1 protein-coding gene is annotated in these 22,050 nt (G+C 73.3%); it reads left to right on the forward strand.

The window, feature by feature from the left end:
• The first annotated feature begins 101 nt into the window (after positions 1-101).
• Positions 102-22,046, forward strand: coding sequence for a non-ribosomal peptide synthase/polyketide synthase (locus AB0E91_RS23430; RefSeq protein WP_361785151.1), 21,945 nt, complete (start codon positions 102-104; stop codon positions 22,044-22,046).
• Positions 22,047-22,050 lie beyond the last annotated feature (4 nt).

Here is a 22,050-nt window from a genome sequence, read left to right on the forward strand (position 1 = left end):
CTTACTATGCGAGCGGTTGCGGCTCCCCAGAGCCGGTTCCGTCTCGCGAATGGGAGGCACGGGCCGCTGTGTCGGGTAACACGCGTTCTGCTGAAGAGGCGATGACCGAAGGGCCCCGGACCGCAGGGGCCGCGACCGTGGAGGAGTACTGGCGGCAACGGTTCGCCCGGCCGCCGGCGGACACGGCCCTGCCCGTCGACCTGACCGGGGCCCGCGCCTCGGCCGACCCCGCGCCCCGCGCGTCCGCACCCACTGCGACCCGGAACCGGCCGCTCGGTGTGCCGCGCCCCGCCGAACACGTCCTGCTCGCCGCCCACTTCGCGCTCCTGCGTCGGTACGGCGGGGCGGCCACCGACTTCGTCGTGGCCCGTGCGGGGCTGCCGCTGCGGGTCGCAGTGGAGGGTACGACGACGTTCGCGGAGCTGTGCTCCCGGGTGGAGGCGGAGATCGCGGCGGCCGAGGAGCATCGGCTGCCCACCGCCGATGTGCTCGCCTCGTTGGCCCTTGAACCCGGCCGTGGCGGCGCCTTGTTGTGCGCCACCGGCTGGGGACCGGCGCCCTGGGGCGGCCCGCTGGACCTCGCCCTGAGCGTCACGGCGGAGGGCGAGCTGTGCGTGGCGTACCGCACCGACCTCTTCGAACCCGCCACCGTCGACCGCGTCCTAGGCCACTACGCCACTCTCCTCGCCGACGCGCTGGCCCGCCCCGACAGCCTCGTGGGCGACCTGGAGCTGCTGACGGCGACGGAACGCGCGGTCGTCCTCGACGCCTGGAACGACACCGCACACGCCGTGCCCGCGCTCACCTGGCCCGAGATGTTCGCCGCCCAGGTCGCCGCCCGCCCCGACTCAGTCGCCCTCGTCCACGAGGACGTGTCCCTCACCTACGCCGAACTGGACGACCGCGCCTCCCGGTTGGCGCAGGCACTCGCCGCACGCGGAGCCGGGCCCGAGCGGGTCGTCGCCATCGCCGTGCCCCGTTCGGCGGACCTGATCGTCGCCGAGGTCGCCGTGCTGAAGTCGGGGGCGGCCTATCTCCCCCTGGACACCGACTATCCGGCGGACCGGGTGGCCTACATGCTCGGGGACGCCGAGCCGGTCTGCGTCCTGACCACCGTCGAAGTCGCACCCGAACTGCCTCCGAATGTCCCGCTGTTGGTCATGGACGCCCCGGAGACCGAGGCCGAGCTGGCAGGGCTTCCGCCGCGCGACCCCGAGTCCGCCCGCGCCCTGACCACCGCCCATGCCGCCTACGTCATCTACACCTCCGGCTCCACCGGCCGCCCCAAGGGCGTCGTCCTCACCCATGCGGGCGTCGCGGGGCTCGTCGCCACCCAGAGCGAGCGCTTCGGGATCGGCCCGCACAGCCGCGTCCTCCAATTCGCCTCGCCCAGCTTCGACGTGGCGTTCTGGGACCTCTGCCTCGGCCTGCTCTCCGGCGGCCGACTCGTCGTCGTACCCGCCGACCGCCGCTACCCCGGCGCACCGCTCGCGGAGTACGCACTCGAGCACGGCATCACCTTCATGATCCTGCCGCCCGCCCTGCTCGCCGCGCTGCCCGACGACGTACAACTCCCCGCCACAGCAACGCTGCTGGCCGGAACCGAGCGGGTCTCGCCCGAGCTGGTGGGGCGGTACGCGCGCGGCCGGATGATGTTCAACGCCTACGGCCCGACCGAGGCCACCACCAACTCCACGCTCGGCCTGTGCGATCCGGACACCCCGGCAGGCACCATCGTGCCCATCGGCGTCCCCGACCCCGGCACCCGCGCCTATGTACTGGACGACCGGCTGCGACCCGTACCGGCGGGCGTCGTGGGGGAGTTGTACCTCGGTGGCGACGGGCTCGCGCGCGGCTACCTCGGCCGACCCGCGCTCACCGCCGAGCGGTTCGTCGCGGACCCCTTCGGAGCGCCCGGCGAACGGCTGTACCGCACGGGCGACTTGGTGCGCTGGAAGGCCGACGGCAGGCTGGAGTTCCACGGCCGCGCGGACAGCCAGATCAAGATCCGGGGCTTCCGGATCGAGCCCGGTGAGATCGAGTCCGTACTGCGTGCCCACCCGGCCGTCGACCAGGCCGCCGTCGTCGTCCGCGAGGACCGTCCCGGCGACCGCCGCCTGGCCGCGTACGTCGTGCCCTCGCTGGACGGGGAGGCCGAGGTCGCGGACTGGAAGGACCTGCACGAACTGCTGTACTCGGCCGCCGGTTCGGAGGGCTCCGAGGAGAACTTCGCGGGCTGGAACAGCATGTACGACGGGCTGCCCATCCCCCTGTCCGACCTGCGCGAGTGGCGGGACGCCACCGTGGCCCGCATCCGCGCGCTCCGGCCGCGCCGCGTCCTGGAGATCGGCGTCGGCAGCGGCCTGCTGCTGTCGCGGCTCGCCCCGGACTGCGCCGAGTACTGGGGCACGGATCTGTCCGAGGAGGCGATCGGCGCGCTCGGTGCCCAGGTCGCCGCCGTACCCGGCCTCGCCGACCGGGTGACCCTGCGCGCGTGCCCGGCACACGACACCAGCGGCCTGCCCGAGGGCCACTTCGACACCGTCGTCGTCAACTCGGTGATCCAGTACTTCCCCGGTGCCGACTACCTCACGGACGTGATCCGCGCCGCCGCCCGGCTGCTCGCCCCCGGCGGCTCCCTCTTCGTCGGCGACGTGCGCAACCTGCGGCTGCACCGCACGCTGTGCGCGGCGATCGAGCACGCGCGCGCCGAGTACGGGACCGACAAGGAGGCGCTGCGTACGGCCGTGGACCGGGCGGTCGCCTGGGAGGGCGAACTCCTGGTCGATCCGGACTACTTCGCCACGCTCGACGGGTTCAGCGCCGAGGTGCGGATCAAGCGGGGTGCCCATCACAACGAGCTGACTCGCTACCGGTACGACGTGGTTCTGCGGCCGTCGGGTGACCTTGCTAAGGGGGCGCCCGTCGAGACCGTCCCCTGGTCGGCGCTCGGCAGCCCGCACGCCCTAGACGACCGGCTCGGCGGCGACCGCCCCACCGCGCTCCGCGTCACCGGTGTGCCCAATGCCCGGCTCGCCCCCGACCTCGCCGCCCTCGGTGCCCTGGACGACAGCAGCCGCTCCGGGACCGGCGGCGCTGGCGTGGACCCGGAGACGCTGTACGAGACCGCCGCGCGGCATGGCTACCGCGCCGACCTCACCTGGAACGGTGACGCCGAGGACGGCAGCGTCGATGCGGTGTTCTACCTGGCTGAGGGCGAGGCCGAGGGCGAGGGTGACGGCGGTGACGGCGCTGCGCCCGGGCCGCTCTACCTCCCCGGCCAGGGCCACCCCCTCACCAACCGCCCGGCGCCGTTCCGCAACGTCACCGCCCTGATGACCGCCCTGCGCGCACACGCCGCCGCGTCACTGCCCGAGTACATGGTCCCGGCCGCCCTCGTCCCGCTGGACCGGCTGCCCGTCACCCCGAGCGGCAAGCTGGACGCGGCCGCGCTGCCCGCCCCCGACTACGGTCTGCTCAGCTCGGGGCGGGCCCCGCGCACCCCGCGCGAACGGCTGCTGTGCGAGCTGTACGCCCGTGCACTCGGGGTGCCCTCTGTCGCCGCCGACGACGACTTCTTCGCCCTCGGCGGCGACAGCATCACCGCCATCCAACTGCTTGTCCTCGCCCGTCGCGCCGGTCTCGAACTGACCCCGCGCGACGTGTTCCGGCACCGCAGCGTGGCCCAACTCGCCACCGTCGCACGCATCCCGGCCGCCCTTGACAGCACCGAGGATGTCCCCTGGAACACCCCGACCGACGCCGAACTCGCCGCGCTACAAGGACAACACCCCCTAGAAGTGGCCGAAGTGCTGCCGCTCGGCCCGCTCCAGGAAGGCTTCTGGTTCCACGCCCTGGTCGACGGCGGTGAGAGTGACGCCTATGTCGTCCAGCAGGTCATCGAACTCACCGGCCCCGTCGATGGCACCCTCCTGCGCCAAGCGGCCCAACGCCTGCTGGACCGGCACGCCCCGCTCCGCGCCTGCTTCCGCCAACTCCCCGACGGCCGCCCGGCCCAGCTCATCGCCACCGGCCTCGAACTGCCCTGGCGCGAGGTGGATCTCGCCGCCCAGGAACCCGCCGTACGCGCGGGCCTCGCGGAGGCCGTCGCCGCCGACGAACGCGCCCACCGCTTCGACCTCGCCCGGCCGCCGCTGCTGCGCTGCGCCCTCGTCCGGCTCGACGCGGAGCGCAGTCGACTGATCCTGACGTTCCATCACATCGTGGCGGACGGTTGGTCCCTGCCCGTCTTGCACCGCGAACTCCTGGCGCTCTACGGTGATGAGCCCGCACCGCTCGATGAACCAGCCGTCTACAGCGCGTACTTGGCCAGGATCGCCCGCGCCGACCGCGAGACCGCGCGCGAAGCCTGGCGTACCGCGCTTGCCGGGGTCGAGGAACCCACCCGCATGGTGGAGACTCCGGCCGGCACCGGGCCCCTCGCCCCGGCCCAGATCCGGGTCGTTCTGCCCGAGCGTGCGACCGCGCTGCTCGCCGCCCGCGCCCGTGAGCACGGTGTCACCCTAGGAACCGTGGTCCAGGCGGCCTGGGGTCTGCTGCTGTCCGGCATGACGAACCGTCAGGACGTGCTCTTCGGGACCACCGTCTCCGGCCGGGACGTCGCGGTGGACGGCATCGAGTCGATGATCGGCCTGTTCATCAACACGCTCCCGACCCGGTTCACTTGGCGCCCCGACGACACCCTCGGCGATCTCCTGGAGCGGCTCCAGCGGGAACAGAGCGCCCTCCTCGACCATCAGCATCTCGGGCTCGCGGAGATCCAGCGCGTCGCGGGGCATCCCGGCGGCGGCGAACTCTTCGACACCCTGGTCGTGTTCGAGAACTACCCGGCCGAATCCCGCCTCGCCGACCCCACGGGCACGGTCCGGATCGCCGGGCACGCCTTCCACGACACCGTGCACTATCCGCTGGCGCTCGTCGTGAAGCCCGGCAAGCGCCTTGACCTGCGCCTCAAGCACCACGCGGGCAGGCTGCCCGGAGAGGCCGTACAGGCCCTCGCGGACCGGCTCACCCTCGTACTGAACGCCCTGGCCGACGACCCCGGCCGCACGGCCGCCTCCCTCGACCTGCTCACCCCGGCCGAGTGGGCGAGCGCCCACCCCGAGGGCGAACGGCATCCGGTGCCCGCGACCACCCTGCCCGCCGTCATCGCCGCGCAGACCGCGCGCACCCCGGACGCGACGGCCGTCGTCTTCGAGGGCGCCTCGCTGACGTACGCCGAACTCGACGCCCGCGCCGAGGCGTTGGCGCGTCGGCTGCGTGCCAGGGGCGCGGGACCCGAGTGGTTCGTCGGTGTCGCCGTACCCCGGTCGGCCGAGCTGATGGTGGCGCTGCTGGGCGTGCTGAAGACCGGCGCCGCCTATCTGCCGCTCGACCTCGACCACCCGGCCGACCGGCTGGCGTACGTGCTCGCCGACTCCGGCGCCCGGACGGTCGTCACGACGACACGGGACGCCGAACGGCTGCCGCACGCAGACGACTTGGACATCGTGTGCGTGGACGTCGAGCAGGATGCCGTCGCGGACGAGCGCGACGCGGTGGAAGTCCCTCACCCCGACCACCCCGCCTACCTCATCCACACCTCCGGCTCCACCGGCCGCCCCAAGGGCGTCGTCGTCACCCACCGGGCGATCCTCAACCGGCTGGCCTGGATGCAGGGCGCGTACGGACTGACCGCCGACGACCGGGTGTTGCAGAAGACACCGGCCGGATTCGACGTGAGCGTCTGGGAGTTCTTCTGGCCGCTGTGCGAGGGCGCCGCCGTCGTACTCGCCGCCCCCGACGGCCACCGCGACCCGGCGTACCTCTCCCGGCTGGTCCAGTCGGAACGGGTCACCACCCTGCACTTCGTGCCCTCGATGCTGGAGGCGTTCCTCGCCTCGGACGAGGTGACCGCGGACCCCGGCTGGGCGGCGAGTCTGCGCCGCGTCTTCAGCAGCGGCGAGGCGCTGCCCGGACACGCGGCCGCCCGCTGGCACGCCCTGACCGGGGTGCCGCCGCACAACCTCTACGGCCCCACCGAGGCCGCCGTCGACGTCACCCACCACGCCTACGACGGCGCCCCCGACCCGACCGTCCCGCTCGGCCGCCCGGTCTGGAACACCGGCCTGCGCGTGCTCGACTCCTGTCTGCGCCCGGTGCCCGACGGCGTGCCCGGCGAGCTGTACCTCACCGGCGTCCAGCTGGCCCGGGGCTACCACGGGCGCCCCGGCCTCACCGCCGAACGGTTCCTCGCCGACCCGTACGCCGACACGCCCGGCGCCCGTATGTACCGCACCGGCGACCTCGTACGCCGCCGCCCCGACGGCATCCTCGACTACCTCGGCCGCGCCGACCGCCAGGTCAAGCTGCGCGGCAACCGCATCGAGCCCGGCGAGATCGAGGCCGCGCTCACCGCGCGGGACGCGGTGGCGCGGGCCGCCGTGACCGTACGGGACGGGCGCCTGGTCGCCTACGTCGTCCCGGCCGCCGGCCGCACCGTCGAGACCGCAGAGCTGCGCGCCGCCCTGGCCGACGCCCTCCCCGCCGCGATGGTGCCGGACGACTACGTGGTCCTGGACGCGCTCCCGCTCACCCCGAGCGGCAAGCTCGACCAGGCCGCGCTGCCCGCGCCGGAGGCCGAGCGCGCCGTACGCCGGGTGGCCGAGGGGGAGCGGGAGCGGTTGCTCACCGGGATCTTCGGCGCGGTCCTCGGCATCCCGGACGCCGGTCCCGACGACGACTTCTTCCTGCTCGGCGGCGACAGCATCAGCTCCATCGCCGTCGCCGGCCGGGCCCGCGCGGCGGGGCTGGACGTCAGCCCGCGCGATGTGTTCACCCACCGCACCCCGGCCGCGCTGGCCGAGGCGGCTCCTGCTGTCGTCGTCGCGTCGGGCGCCCGTACGGCCTCCGCGCTCATCCTCACCGATGCCGAACGGGCCCGGGTGCGCGCCCTCGCCGGAGCGGCCGGGCTCGCGGACGTGTGGCCGCTGGCGCCGCTCCAGGAGGGCCTGTTCTTCCACTCGAACTACGACGACGGCTCCGCCCTGGACGTCTACACCGTCCACGAGACCTTCGACTTCGCGGACCGGCTCGACGCCGGGCGGCTGCGCGCCGCCGTCCGTACCCTGCTGGCCCGCAACCCCGGTCTGCGCGCCGGGTTCACCAGTGACGGGCTGAGCCGTCCGGTGCAGTTCATCACCGAGGACCCCGGCGACCCGCTCGAAGAAGCCGACCTGTCCGACCTCGATCCCGCCGAACAGGACGCCCGGCTGGCCGAGTTGACCGCCGCCGAGCGCGAGCGCCGCTTCGACCTGACCGCACCCCCGCTGTTCCGGCTGCTGCTGGTACGGCTCGGCGCGGAGCGCGGCGACCGGCTGATCGTCGGCCGCCATCTGATCCTCTGGGACGGCTGGTCGGCATGGCTCTTCCTGGACGAGCTCTTCACCCTCTACGCCACCGGAGGCGATGCCAACGCCCTGCCCGAGCACGGTAGTTACCGCGACTACCTCACCTGGCTCGACGCACAGGACGACACTGACGCCACCACCGCCTGGCGTGCCGCCCTCGCGGGCCTGGACGAGCCGACCCTGCTCGCCCCTGGCGCCGACGGCCTCGACCCGTTGATTCCCGACCAGTTGGACCTCTGGCTGCCTGCCGCGCTGGGGGATCGGCTGCGCGAGACCGGACGCGCGCACGGCCTCACGCTCAACACCCTGCTCAACGCGGCCTGGGGGCTCGCCCTCGCGTCCGCGACCGGCCGTACCGACGTCGTCTTCGGCACCACCGTCGCCGGACGGCCCAGCGAGGTCCCCGAGGTCGAGCGCATCATCGGTCTCTTCCTCAACACCGTCCCCACCCGCATCGCCTACGACCCCGCCGAGCCGGTGCTCGATCTGCTCCGCCGCGTCCAGGGCGAGCGCCTCGATCTGATGCCGCACGAGCACCTGAGCCTCGGTGTCCTCCAGGCCGAGACCGGGCACCGCAAGCTGTTCGACACCCTCTTCGTGCTGCGGAACAACGACACCGCCGAGCGACTGGCCGACCTGCGCACCCGGCACGGTGCCACCGCCGTCGCCAACGTGGACGCCACCCACTACCCGGTCAACCTCGTCGTCACCCCGGGCCCGCGCGTCCAGGTCACCCTGACCCACCGCCCCGACCTGATCCCGGCCGACCGCGCCCGCGCCCTGCTCGACCGCTTCGCCCTGCTGCTCGACCGGCTGACCGCCGACCTCACCGCCCCCGTCGGCTCCCTCGACCCGGCGCTGCCCGAGGAACAGGCCGCGCCCGCCCGGGAGCGGGACGCGAGCCGTGTCCCCGAACCCGAGGACACCATCGCCGACCTGCTCGCCGCACAGGCCGCCCGCACCCCCGACGCCCGCGCCCTCGTCTTCGGCGACCGCACCCTGACCTACGCCCAACTCGACACCGCCGTCGACCGCATGGCCCACCTGCTCATCGGTCACGGCGCCGGACCCGAGAAGATCGTCGCGCTCGGCCTGCCCCGCTCCCTCGACACGGTGATCGCCCTCTTCGCCGTCCTGCGCACCGGCGCCGCCTACCTCCCACTCGAACTCGACCACCCGGCCGACCGGTTGTCGCTCATGCTGGCCGACGCCCACCCCCTGCTGCTCCTCACCACGACCGCCGTCTCCGCGACCCTGGACGGCGACCTGCCCCGCGTGCTGCTGGACGACCCGGCGACCCGCACCGCCCTGGACGCCCTGCCCGCCACACCCGTACGACGGCGCTTCAGCCTGGAGCACCCCGCCTACGTCATCTACACCTCCGGCTCCACCGGGCGCCCCAAGGGCGTCGTCACCCCCTACCGGGGCCTGACCAACATGCAGTTGAACCATCAGAAGGAGATCTTCGACCCCGCCGTCGCCTCGGCCGGCGGACGGCGGCTGCGCATCGCGCACACCGTGTCCTTCGCGTTCGACATGTCGTGGGAGGAACTGCTCTGGCTCGTCGAGGGCCACGAGGTGCACATCTGCGACGAGGAACTGCGCCGTGACGCCGAGGCGTTGACCGCCTACTGCGAACAACACCGCATCGACGTCGTCAACGTCACCCCCACCTACGCCCGCATCCTCATCGAACAGGGCCTGCTGGAGGGCCATGTCCCGCCCCTCGTGCTGCTCGGGGGCGAGGCCGTCCCCGAGACGGTGTGGACGGCGCTGCGCGACACCGAGGGGACGTACGGCTACAACCTCTACGGCCCGACCGAGTACACCATCAACACCCTCGGCGGCGGCACCCACGACAGCGCCACTCCCACCGTCGGCCGTCCCATCCGGGGCACCCGCGCCCACATCCTCGACGCCTGGCTGCGCCCGGTGCCCGACGGGGTGCCCGGCGAGCTGTACATCGCGGGCATCGGCCTGGCCCGGGGCTATCTGGACCGCCCCGGCCTGACCGCCGACCGCTTCGTGGCCGACCCCTTCGGGCGGCCCGGTGAACGGATGTACCGCACCGGTGACTTGGTGCGCCGGGGCCCCGACGGCAACCTCGACTTCCTCGGCCGCACCGACGACCAGGTGAAGATCCGCGGCTACCGCGTCGAACCCGGCGAGATCGAGACCGCCCTCAGCCGCCACCCCCTCGTCGCCCAGGCCGCCGTCGTCGTCCGCGACGAACGCCTCGTCGGCTACGTCGTTCCCGCCCGCACCACCGCCGAGGAACGCTCCACCGCCGAAAACGCCCAGGTGGGGGAGTGGCAGGAGATCTACTCCGACGAGTACGAGGAGATCGGCACCGCCGTCCGCACCGAGCGCTACGACGGCTGGGACAGCTCCTACGACGGCCGGCCCATCCCCTTCGAGGAGATGCACGAGTGGCGCGAGGCCACCCTCGCCCGCATCGCCGCGCTGCGCCCCCGCCGCGTCCTGGAGATCGGCGTCGGCTCCGGGCTGCTGCTCTCCGGTCTCGCCCCGACTGTCGAGGCGTACTGGGCGACGGACTTCGCGGCACCGGTCATCCGCAAGATCAGCGAGGAACTCCGCTCTTCAGCGCCCGAGTTGGCCGCAAAGGTCGAGCTGCGCTGCCAACGCGCCGAGGACTTCACCGGGCTGCCCACCGGCTGGTTCGACACCATCGTCATCAACTCGGTCGTCCAGTACTTCCCGAGCATCGACCACCTCACCACGGTCATCCAGGGCGCCATGGACCTCCTCGCGCCCGGCGGTGCCCTGTTCGTGGGCGACGTACGCAATCTCCGGCACGCCCGCCTCTTCCACACCGAGATCCAGCGCGCCCGGGGTACGGACGACGCCGATCTGGAGCGGGCGGTGGAGCGGGGGCTGCGCCTGGAGAAGGAACTCCTGGTCGATCCCGACTACTTCACCACTCTCGGACACCGGGTCGACCTGCGCACCAAGCGCGGTCACCATCACAACGAACTCACCCGGCACCGGTACGACGTGGTGATGTACCGGGGTGAGCCGGATGCGGCTCTGGACGGCCTGCCCACGGTGACGTGGCCCGGGGCGGCGGAGTTGGAACAGCTCTTGGCTGAAAGCCCGTTGCGCGTCACCGGTGTCCCCGACGGGCGTACCGTCGAGGGCGGTATCGAGCCCGAGTGGCTGCACGACCTCGGCGCCCGGACGGGTCACCAGGTCCTCACGACCTGGTCTTCCGTACCCGGCACCTATGACGCCGTGTTCGTCGGCGCTCCCGGCGAACTCCGGTTCACCGCAGGTCTCTACCGGCCCGGCACGGGCACCGCCCCTTACGCCAACGACCCCATCGCCGCCCGCGAGACCAGTGCGCTGGTACGGCGGCTGCGTGAGGACCTGGGCCGTGAACTGCCGGACTACATGGTCCCGTCCGCTTTCGTCACCGTCGACGCGCTGCCCATGAACGCCAACGGCAAGCTCGACGTCCACGCGTTGCCCGACGCCGAGCCCGTCACCGCCCTGGGCGGCGGACGCGGACCCCGCACCCCCGAGGAGGAGACGCTGTGCCGTCTCTTCGCCGAGGTGCTGGGGCTGCCCGAAGTCGGCGCCGAGGACGGCTTCTTCGACCTCGGCGGCCACTCCCTGCTCGCGACCCGACTGGTCAGCCGCGCCCGCACGGAGCTGGGCACCGAACTCGCCATCCGCGACCTCTTCGAGGCCCCCACCCCCGCCCTGCTCGCGGCCCGCGCCGACAACGGCAGGCCCGCCCGGCCCTCCGTCGCGGCCGTGCCCGACCGTCCGGACCGCGTGCCCCTGTCGGCCGCGCAGCGGCGGCTCTGGCTCGTGGAGTCCCTCACCGGCTCCGGCGCCGCCTACAACTTCCCGCTGGTCGTACGGCTGTACGGCACCCTGGACACGGAGGCCCTGCGGCTCGCGCTGCGCGATGTGGCCGCCCGCCACGAGTCCCTGCGCACGCTCGTCGCCGAGCACGACGGGGAGCCGTACCAGCACATCCTTCCGGCTTCCACGGCGCCCACCCTGACCGTCACCGACCGCACCGAGGACGAGCTGCCCGAGCTGATCGAGGCCGCTCAGCGCCGTCCCTTCGACCTCACCCACGAACTTCCGCTGCGCGCGGAGGTGTTCCACCTCGCGCCCGACGACCACGTACTGGCGATCGTCCTCCACCACATCACCACCGACGAGTGGTCCGACCGCCCCTTCCTCGCCGACCTCGACACCGCCTACGCGGCCCGGACCGCCGGGCGCGCCCCCGAGTGGGCCCCGCTGCCGGTGCAGTACGCGGACTACACCCTCTGGCAGGACGGTCTGCTGGAGCATCTGGGAGAGCGGCAACTTTCCTACTGGACGCAGGCGTTGAGTGGCCTCCCGGAGGAGCTGACGCTGCCGCTCGACCGGCCGCGCCCCACCGCGCCCACCGGTGGGGGAGCCACCGTACGGTGCACGGTCCCCGAGGACACCGGGCGGGCCCTGCGTGAACTGTCCGCCGCGACCGGCGCCAGCATGTTCATGCTGCTCCAGGCCGCCACCGCCGCCCTGCTCCACCGCCTCGGCGCGGGCGACGACATCCCCCTCGGCGCCCCCATCGCGGGCCGCACCGACAGCCGACTGGACGACCTGGTCGGATTCTTCGTCAACACCCTCGTACTGCGGGCCGACCTGTCCGGCGAAGCCCTCACCTATCGCCAACTCGTGGACCGGGTACGCGAGTCCTCGCTCGCCGCCTTCGAGCACCAGGACGTGCCGTTCGACCATGTGGTGGAGGCGGTCAACCCGCCCCGCGTCAGCGGCCGCAACCCCCTCTTCCAGGTCATGCTCGGCTACCACCACCGCCCCGACGGCGACCCCGGCACCCTGCTCGAGCTGCCGGTGAGCCGGTGGTACGACATGGACACCGGGACCGCCAAGTTCGACCTCGATTTCACGTTCGTCGACGAGTCCGACAGCACCGGGCGCATCACCCTCCTCCTGGAGTACGCCACCGACCTGGCCGACCCGGAGACCGCCGACCTCCTCGCCCGGCGTCTGGTCCTGCTCCTCACCGAGGCCGCCCGCACCCCGGACGCTCCGATCGCCGGGCTCGACCTGCTCACCCCGGGGGAGCGGCAGGCCGACTGGAACGACACCGCGCGGCCGCTGGAGACGCGCGGAGTCCCGCAGATCCTCGCCGACACGGCCCACGCGCACCCCGGCCGTACGGCACTGGTCACCGGGCCGGACGACGACCTTCGGCGCACCTCCTTCGCCGAACTCCAGCGTGAGGTAGAGGGATTGGCCGCTCTCCTGCGTGCTCGGGGCGTCACACCCGGATGCGTCGTCGGCCTCGCGCTGCCCCGGCATGCGATGGTGCCCGCACTCCTCGGCGTCCTCGCCTCCGGGGCCGCGTATCTGCCGCTCGATCCGGAACTTCCCGTTCAGCGACTGGAGTTCATGCTGCAAGACGCGGCACCCGTCTGGGTCCTGACCATTCGCGCGCTCGCGGATCGGCTCCCCACGGACACCCCGTTCCTCCTGTTGGACGAGGAGCCGCTGCCCGCCCCCGGCTCGGTGCGGACCCCCGACCCGCAGGACGCGGCCTACGCCATTTACACCTCCGGCTCCACGGGCCGCCCCAAGGGGGTCGTCGGCACCCACCAGGGCCTGAGCAACCTCTACGCCTCCCACCTGCGCGATCTCATCGAACCGGCGGTGCGCGACACGGGCCGCGACACCCTGCGCGCCGTACACGCCGCCTCCTTCGTCTTCGACGGGTCCTGGGAACCCCTGCTCTGGCTCCTCGCGGGCCACGAACTGCACGTCGTGGACGAGACGACGATGCTCGACCCGGCCGCGTTGCTGCGCCGCCTGGACGACAGCGCGATCGACTTCACCGACCTCACGCCGACGTATCTCCGCGAGCTGATCCACCACGGCTTCCTGGCTCCCGGCACCCGCGTACCCGCCGTGCTCGCGGTCGGCGGCGAGGCCACTCCGCCCGCCCTGTGGCGGCGCCTGACCGCGCTGCCCGGCACGACCGCGCACGACCTGTACGGGCCCACCGAGTGCGCCGTCGACGCGTACGGCTGGCACCACACCGGCGACGGCGACAGCGCGGCCCCGCTGGACAACATCCGCGCCCACGTCCTGGACCCGCTGCTCCGTCCCGCCCCCGTCGGGGCGCCCGGCGAGCTGTACCTCGCGGGCGCCGGACTGGCCCGGGGGTATCTCGGGCGCCCCGGGCTGACCGCCGAGCGCTTCGTGGCCGATCCCCTCGGGGAGCCCGGCGCGCGGATGTACCGCACCGGCGACCTGGTACGACGCCGTCCCGACGGCACGCTCGTCTTCCTCGGGCGTGTCGACGACCAGGTGAAGCTGCGGGGGTTCCGGATCGAGCCGGGGGAGATCGAGGCCGTACTCACCGGCCACTCCGATGTGTCGGCCGCCACGGTTGTCGTACGGGAGGACCGGCCGGGGGTGCCGCGGCTGGTCGCCTATGTCGTCCCGGCGCAGGACACCGCCGGCCCCGTGGCTCCGGACCCCGCCGACCTACGGGCCCACGCCGCCGCCCGGCTGCCCGAGCACATGGTGCCCGCGGCCTTCGTCACCCTCGACGCGCTGCCCCGCACGGTCAACGGCAAGCTGGACCGGGCGGCACTGCCCGCCCCCGACCAGGCCGCGCCTTCCGGGCCGGGCCGGGGCCGGGCACCGCGCACCGCGCGCGAAGAGCTGCTGTGCCAGCAGTTCGCCGCCGTCCTCGGTGCGGAACGGATCGGCCCGGACGACGACTTCTTCGCCCTCGGCGGTCACTCGCTGCTCGCCATGCGCCTGGTCAGCCGCGTCCGCACTCAGCTCGGCGCGGAACTCACCCTGCGCACCGTCTTCGACGCCCCGACCCCGGCCCGGCTCGCCGCCCGCCTCGACACGCCTGCCCCGGGGCAGCGCCCTGCGCTGCACGATTCCCGGCCGCGCCCCGAGCCGCTGCCGCTGTCGGCGGCCCAGCGTCGGCTGTGGCTGCTGTCCCAGGTCGAGCGGGACAGCACGGCGTACACGATCCCGGCCGCCTGGCGGCTGACCGGGGCGCTGGACCGGCGGGCGCTGGCGGCGGCCCTGAACGACGTGGTGGCCCGGCACGCCCCGCTGCGTACCGTCTTCCCGTCCGTCGACGGAGTGCCGTACCAGCGGGTGCTCGACCCGGCCGACGCTCGCGTCTCGCTGACCGAGGCACCGTACGAGGAACTGGCCGTCCACGCCGCCCACGTCTTCGACCTGGAGCGTGAACTGCCCTTGCGGGTCACGCTCTTCGAGACCGGACCCGACGAACACGTCCTGCTGCTCCTGCTCCACCACATCGCCACCGACGAGTGGTCCGACCGGCCCCTGTTGGAGGACCTGAGCACCGCCTACGCGGCCCGTACGGCAGGCCGTGCCCCCGACTGGACGCCGCTGCCCGCGAGTTACACCGACTACACCCTCTGGCAGCGCGACCTGCTGGAGGCGACGGAAGCCGAGCTGCTCGCCCACTGGACCGAGACGCTGCGCGGAATGCCCGCCGAGCTGAACCTGCCGACCGACCGGCCTCGCCCGGCCGAGTCCAGCGGGCGTGGTGGCACCGTGGGCTTCACCGTGTCGGCGGAACTGGCCGACGTCCTGCGGGGAGTGGCCCGCACGCACGGCGTCAGTATGTTCATGGTCGCCCAGGCGGCGGTGGCCGCCCTGCTGCACCGGCTCGGTGCCGGGCACGACATCCCGCTCGGCGCCCCGGTGTCGGGCCGTACCGACGAGGCGCTGGAGAACCTGGTCGGGTTCTTCGTCAACTCCCTTGTCCTGCGCACCGATCTGTCCGGCGATCCGACCTTCGCCGATCTCCTCGCCCGGGTCCGGGAGGCCGACCTCGCCGCATACGACCACCAGGAGCTGCCGTTCGAGCGGCTGGTCGAGGCCGTGAACCCCGAACGCTCCCTGGCCCGGCATCCGTTGTTCCAGGTCATGGTCGTCCACCTCGCGGGCACCGGCGCCGGACCCGCGCTGTCCGGCATCGAGGCCCGCCGTGAACCGGTCGGGCAGGCCACCGCGAAGTTCGACCTCAGCTTCGACTTCGTGGAGGAGGGCGAGGGCATCCAGGGCTGGATCGAGTACAGCGCCGACCTCTTCGACCACTCCACCGCCGAACTGCTCGCCCGCCGTCTGGAACGGCTCCTGACGCAGGCCGCCGCCGACCCCGGCCGCCGCCTCCGCGACCTCGACGTGCTCCAGGACGAGGAACGCGCCCGCGTCCTCACCGAGTGGAACGCCACCGACCACCCGGTCCCGGCCGTCACACTGCCCGAGCTGTTCCGCGACCAGGTGGCCGACACCCCGAACGCCATCGCCCTTGTCTTCGAGGGAAGTTCACTCACCTACGGCGAACTCGACGAGCGCGTCGACCGGCTCGCCCGCGCCCTCCGCGCCCACGGCGCCGGGCCCGAGGCCACGGTCGCCGTCGCGCTGCCCCGCTCCACCGCACTGGTCGTCGCGCTGCTCGCCACCCACCGCGCGGGCGCCGCCTACCTGCCGCTGGACACCGACCACCCGGCGGAGCGGCTGGCGTACACGCTCACCGACGCCCGCCCGGTCTGCCTGGTCACCGCCGACGACATCGACCTCCCGGACACCGGCGTCCCCCGTCTCATCACGGACCTGAACGGCATCCCGGCCACCACCCGACAGGCCCCGCTGCCGGACGCGTACGATCCGCTGCACCCCGCCTACGTCATCTACACCTCCGGCTCCACCGGCCGACCCAAGGGCGTCACCGTCCCGCACGCGGCCATCGTCAACCGGCTGCTGTGGATGCAGGACGCCTATGAACTCACCTCCGACGACCGGGTGTTGCAGAAGACCCCGGCCGGGTTCGACGTGTCGGTGTGGGAGTTCTTCTGGCCGCTGATCACCGGAGCCACCCTCGTCGTCGCCCCGCCCGAGGCCCACAAGGACCCGGCGCGGCTCGCGAGCCTCGTCCATGAACAGGGCGTCACCACAACGCACTTCGTACCGTCCATGCTGCGCGCCTTCCTGGACGAGCCCTCGGCCGCCGACTGCGCGGCTCTGCGCCGTGTGTTCAGCAGCGGCGAGGCCCTGCCCGCCCCGCTGGCCGCCCGCTTCCACCAGGTGCTCCCGGACGCGGCCCTGCACAACCTCTACGGGCCCACCGAGGCCGCCGTCGACGTCACCGCGCACGAGGTGGGCCCCGACCCGGTGACCGTCCCGATCGGCCGGCCGGTATGGAACACCCGCGCCTACGTCCTCGACGCCGGGCTGCGCCCGGTGCCGCCCGGCGTGGCCGGCGAACTGTACTTGTCGGGAGTCCAGTTGGCGCGCGGCTATCTCGGCCGCGCGGCTCTCACCGTCGAACGCTTCGTCGCCAACCCCTTCGACGCGTCCGGCGCCCGCATGTACCGCACCGGAGACCTGGCCCGCTGGACGGCCGACGGCGAGCTGGAGTACCTGGGCCGCACCGACCACCAGGTGAAGCTGCGCGGCTTCCGCGTCGAGCCCGGCGAGATCGAGGCCGCCCTCGTCACCCATCCGGCCGTCGCCCATGCGACCGTCCTGCTCAGGGACGACCGTCTCGTCGCGTACGTCGTCCCGTCCGACGAGGGCGACGGCGATCCCGACCCCGCACTGCTGCGCGCCCACGCCGCGACGGCTCTCCCCGACCACATGGTCCCGGCTGCCGTGGTCCTTCTCGACGAACTCCCGCTCACCTCCAACGGCAAGCTCGACCGGACCGCCCTGCCCTCGCCCGACTTCGCCGCCGAGGTCACGGACACGCGCCCGCGCACTCCGCGCGAAGAGACCCTGTGCAGCCTGATCGCCGAGGTCCTCGGGCTCGAACGGGTCGGCCCCGACGACGACTTCTTCGCCCTCGGGGGAGACAGCATTGTCGCCATGCAGCTCGTCGCACGCGCCCGTGCCGCCGGGCTGGCCTTCAGCCCGCGTGACGTCTTCCGCCACAAGACGGCCGCCGGACTCGCCGCCACGGCCACCGACTCGACCCCGCCAGAGTCCGCCGACGACACCACCGACCTGCTCACCCTCACCGAGGCCGAACGCGCCGAACTCACCGGGCTGCCCCCGGGTACCGAGCTGCTGCCCGTCACCCCGCTCCAGGCCGGACTGCTCTTCCACGCCGCCCTGGACGACGGCGACGAGGGCCCCGACGTGTACACCGTCCAGGTCTCCTACGACCTCGAAGGCCCCCTGGACGCCGAGCGGTTGCGTGCCGCCGCCCAGCGCCTCCTTGACCGGCACGAGAACCTGCGCGCCGGATTCCGGCACCTGGCATCCGGGCGGGCCGTCGCCGTCGTACCGCGTGCGGTCGCCGTGCCCTGGCGGCAGCTTGAACTCGACTCCGATGACGACCGGGACGCATGGGACCGGCTTTTGAGTGAGGAACGGCGTCGCTTCGACACCGCCCGGCCGCCCCTGCTGCGGCTGCTCCTCGCCCGCCTCGGCCCCGACCGGCACCGCCTCGTCCTCTCCCACCAGCACCTCCTTCTCGACGGCTGGTCGCTGCCGCTGCTCACCGCCGAGCTGTGGCAGCTCTACGAGGGCCGCGACCTGCCCGCGCCCGCCCCGTACCGCGCCCAGCTGCGGCTGCTCGCCGGCCGCGCCCCCGAGGTCTCCGCCAGGGCCTGGGCCGACGCCCTGGACGGCCTGGCCGAGCCGACCCGGCTCGCCCCCGCCGACCCCGGCCGCGCCTCCGAGGTTCCGCACACGCACACCGTCGAACTGGACCCCGACCACACCGCCGCGCTCGACGCCTTCGCCCGCGCGCAGGGCCTCACCCTCAACACGCTGGTGCAGGCGGCCTGGGGCATCCTGCTCGGACGGCTCACCGGGCGCGACGACGTGGTGTTCGGCGCCACGGTGGCGGGCCGCTCGCCCGAACTGCCCGGCGCCGAGGCGATGATCGGCCTGTTCATCAACACCGTGCCGGTACGGGTTCGCACCGGGCCGGGGGAGAGCGTCGCAGCTCTGCTCGCGCGGCTCCAGGACGAGCAGTCCCGGCTCATCGACCACCAGCACCTCGGACTCGCCGACATCCAGCGGGCCGCCGGGCTCGGTGAACTCTTCGACACACTCATGGTGTTCGAGTCGTACCCGGTGGCCGAGGGGCCCGACGACGAGCGCACGGACCGGCCCCGGATCACCGTCCGCGACCACGAGGACGCCACGCACTACCCGTTCGCCTGGGCGGTGGAGCCCGCCGAACGGCTGCGACTCACCGCCGAGTTCCGCCCCGACCTGTTCGAGGAGGGGACCGTACGGCACATCGCGGCCGCCCTGGTGACCCTGCTGACCACGATGGCCGACCGGCCCGAACTGCCCATCAGCGCGCTCGATTTGCTGGACGCGGAAGGCCGTCACCGGGTCCTGGAGACCTGGAACGACACCGGGCTGCCCGTGGACTCCGAGAACACCACTGTCCCCGCCCTGTTCGCCGCACAAGCCGCTGCCACCCCGGGCGCCCCCGCCGTCAGCGACACCACGACCACCTGGACCTTCGCCGAACTCGACGCCCGCACCGATTGGTTGGCCCGTGTCCTCGCCGCCCGGGGTGCCGCCCCCGAGCGGCTCGTCGCCCTCGCGCTGCCCCGCACCGCCGATCACATCGCCGCGATCCTCGCTGTGCTGAAGTCGGGTGCCGCGTACGTTCCCCTCCACCCCGAGCTGCCCGCGTCCCGCCTGCGCGACCTGCTTGAGGACACCCGACCGGCCCTGATCCTCACCACGGCCGACCTGGCAACCTCCCTGCCCGAGACGGACGTTCCGGTCGTGAGCCTGGAGGAGCTGACCGACGCCCCCGAGGCGCCCGTCACTCCGCCGGAGCCCGACCACCCCGCCTACGTCATCCACACCTCCGGCTCCACCGGCCGTCCCAAGGGTGTCGTCGTCACCCATCGAGGACTCGTCAACCTCTTCCACAGCCACCGGCACGACCTGCACGACCCGGCCAAGCGCCGCACCGGCCGTCGTCATCTGCGCGTCGGCCACGCCTGGTCGTTCGCCTTCGACGCCTCCTGGCAGCCGCAGCTCTGGCTCCTGGACGGGCACGCGCTGCACCTCGCCGCCGACGACACCTGCCGCGATCCGGAACTGCTCACCGCGTTCATCCGCGACCGGGGCATCGACTTCATCGAGGTCACGCCGTCCGTGCTCGACCGGATGGCGGACGCCGGGCTGTTCACGCCGGACGGCGACTGCCCGCTCGCGGCCGTCGGCTTCGGCGGCGAGGCCGTACCCGAGCCGCTGTGGACCCGGCTGGCGGCTCTGCGCGAGACCGACGCGGTCAATCTGTACGGCCCCACCGAGGCGACCGTCGACGCCCTGATCGGCCGGGTGGGTGACAGCGAGCGGCCCGTAGTGGGCCGGCCCGTACACAACTCCCGTGCCTATGTGCTGGATTCGGCGCTGCGGCCGGTGCCGCCCGGTGTCACGGGGGAGCTGTATCTCGCCGGACCCGGTCTGGCGCGCGGCTATCTCGGCCTGCCCGGCCAGACCGCCGAACGCTTCACCGCCGACCCCTTCGGAGCGCCCGGCGCCCGCATGTACCGCACCGGAGACCTGGCCCGCTGGACCGAGGGCGGTCTGCTGGAGTTCGCGGGCCGTGCGGACGACCAGGTGAAGATCCGCGGGTACCGCGTCGAACTCGCCGAGATCGAGGCCGCGTTGGACACCCACCCGGCCGTCGCGCGGTCCGTCGTCACTGCCCGTGAACCGCAGCCGGGTGTACGGCAACTGGTCGCATACGCCGAGGTCCCGGGCGGGGGCGCCGAACCGGCTGACCTGCGCGCCCACTTGGCCGCGCGGCTCCCGCAGTACATGGTCCCGGCCGCCGCCGTGGTCCTGGACCGGCTGCCGTTGCTGTCCAACGGCAAGCTGAACCGCGCGGCCCTCCCCGCGCCCCGACTCACCGGCACGGGCGGACGGGCACCCGGGAACGACACCGAGCTCCTGCTGCGTGATCTGTTCGCGGAGGTCCTGGGTATTCTCCCGGCCGCTGTCGGCACCGACGACGACTTCCTGGCCCTCGGCGGGGACAGCATCGTCGCCATGCATCTGGTCGCCCGCGCCCGGACCGCGGGGCTGCGGATCACGCCCCGCCAGGTGTTCCGGCTGCGTACGGTCACCGAGCTTGCCGTCGTCGCCGTACCCCTCGACGCCGCCGAGCGCGTGCCCGGTCACGACGACGGCACCGGGACCGTCCCGCTGACGCCGATCATGCACGCCCTGCGCGAGCGGGGCGGCCCCATCGCCGCCTACCACCAGGCGGCCCTCGTCCAGACCCCCGCCGACCTGGACGAACCCGGCCTGCGGACCCTGCTGCGGGCGCTCGCCGACCGCCACGACATGCTCCGGGCCCGCCTGGACCGGGGACTGGACGGGCAGACGTGGACCTTGGAGGTGCCCGCCTCCCAGGACACGGATGCCTGGCTGACCTGCGTCGATGTCCGCCACATCGATGACGCCGGGCTGCGGGAGGCGATCGCGAGCCATGCCGCTCTCGCCCGCGACGGGCTCGATCCGGACAGCGGGGCGATGGTCCGTGCCGTCTGGTTCGACGCCGGACCCGGGCGGCCGGGACGACTGCTGCTCCTCGTGCACCATCTGGTCGTGGACGGTGTGTCCTGGCGGGTTCTGCTGCCCGACCTCGCCGCCGCCTGGGACGACCTGCGGGCCGGGCTTCCTATCCAACTAGCCCCCGTGGAAACCTCGTTCGGCCGCTGGTCCCGACTGCTCGCCGCCCGCGCCGCCGACCCGGCCCGCACCGACGAACTGCCCCACTGGCGCGCCGAACTCGCCCCCGGCGCCGGGCTCTCGCCGGCCCGTCCGCTGGACCCGGCCCGGGACACCGTCGAGACCACCCGCTATCTCTCCCTGACCCTGCCGCCCGAGATCACCGGGCCGCTGCTCGGCCGCGTCCCCGCCGCCTTCGGCGCCACCGTCAACGACGTACTCCTGACCGCGTTCGCGCTCGCCGTGGCGGACTGGCGGGAGCGCGCGTCGGGCGCCGGGAACGTGGGCCGAGCCGTCCTGGTCGACCTCGAAGGGCACGGCCGCGAGGAGGAGTTGGGCGGGGGCGCCGATCTGTCCCGCACGGTCGGCTGGTTCACCAGCGTGGTCCCGGTACGGCTCGACCCTGGCGGCGTCGACCCCGTCGACGCGCTCGCGGGCGGACCCGCGCTGGACGCCGCGCTTGCCGCGATCGGGCGCCACCTCGCGGACCTGCCCACCTCGGGCATCGGCCATGGACTCCTGCGCCACCTCAATCCGGAGACCGGTCCGCTGCTCGCCGAACTCGACCAGCCCCAGATCGAGTTCAACTACATGGGCCGCTTCGGCCACGCCGAGTCCGCCGACTGGTCCTACGCCCCGGAGGAGGACGCCGCCGACCTCGACGCCGACCCCGCGATGCCCATGTCGCACGCCCTCACGCTCAACGCCCTCACCGAGGACCGCGCCGACGGCCCCCGGCTGAACGCCCACTGGGCCTGGGCGGCCCACCACCTCACCGAGGAGGCGGTGGACGACCTCGCCCGGACCTGGTTCCGCGCCCTGGAAGCCCTCGTGCGACGGGCCGACGCCCGCACCGAGACGCCCTGATCCC

The organism is Streptomyces sp. NPDC026659 (assembly GCF_040638245.1).
GTDB lineage: Bacteria > Actinomycetota > Actinomycetes > Streptomycetales > Streptomycetaceae > Streptomyces.

Excerpts from the sequence above, each read along its gene's own strand:
- AB0E91_RS23430 (WP_361785151.1), top strand. The coding sequence starts at position 102 with ATGACCGAAGGGCCCCGGACCGCAGGGGCCGCGACCGTGGAGGAGTAC.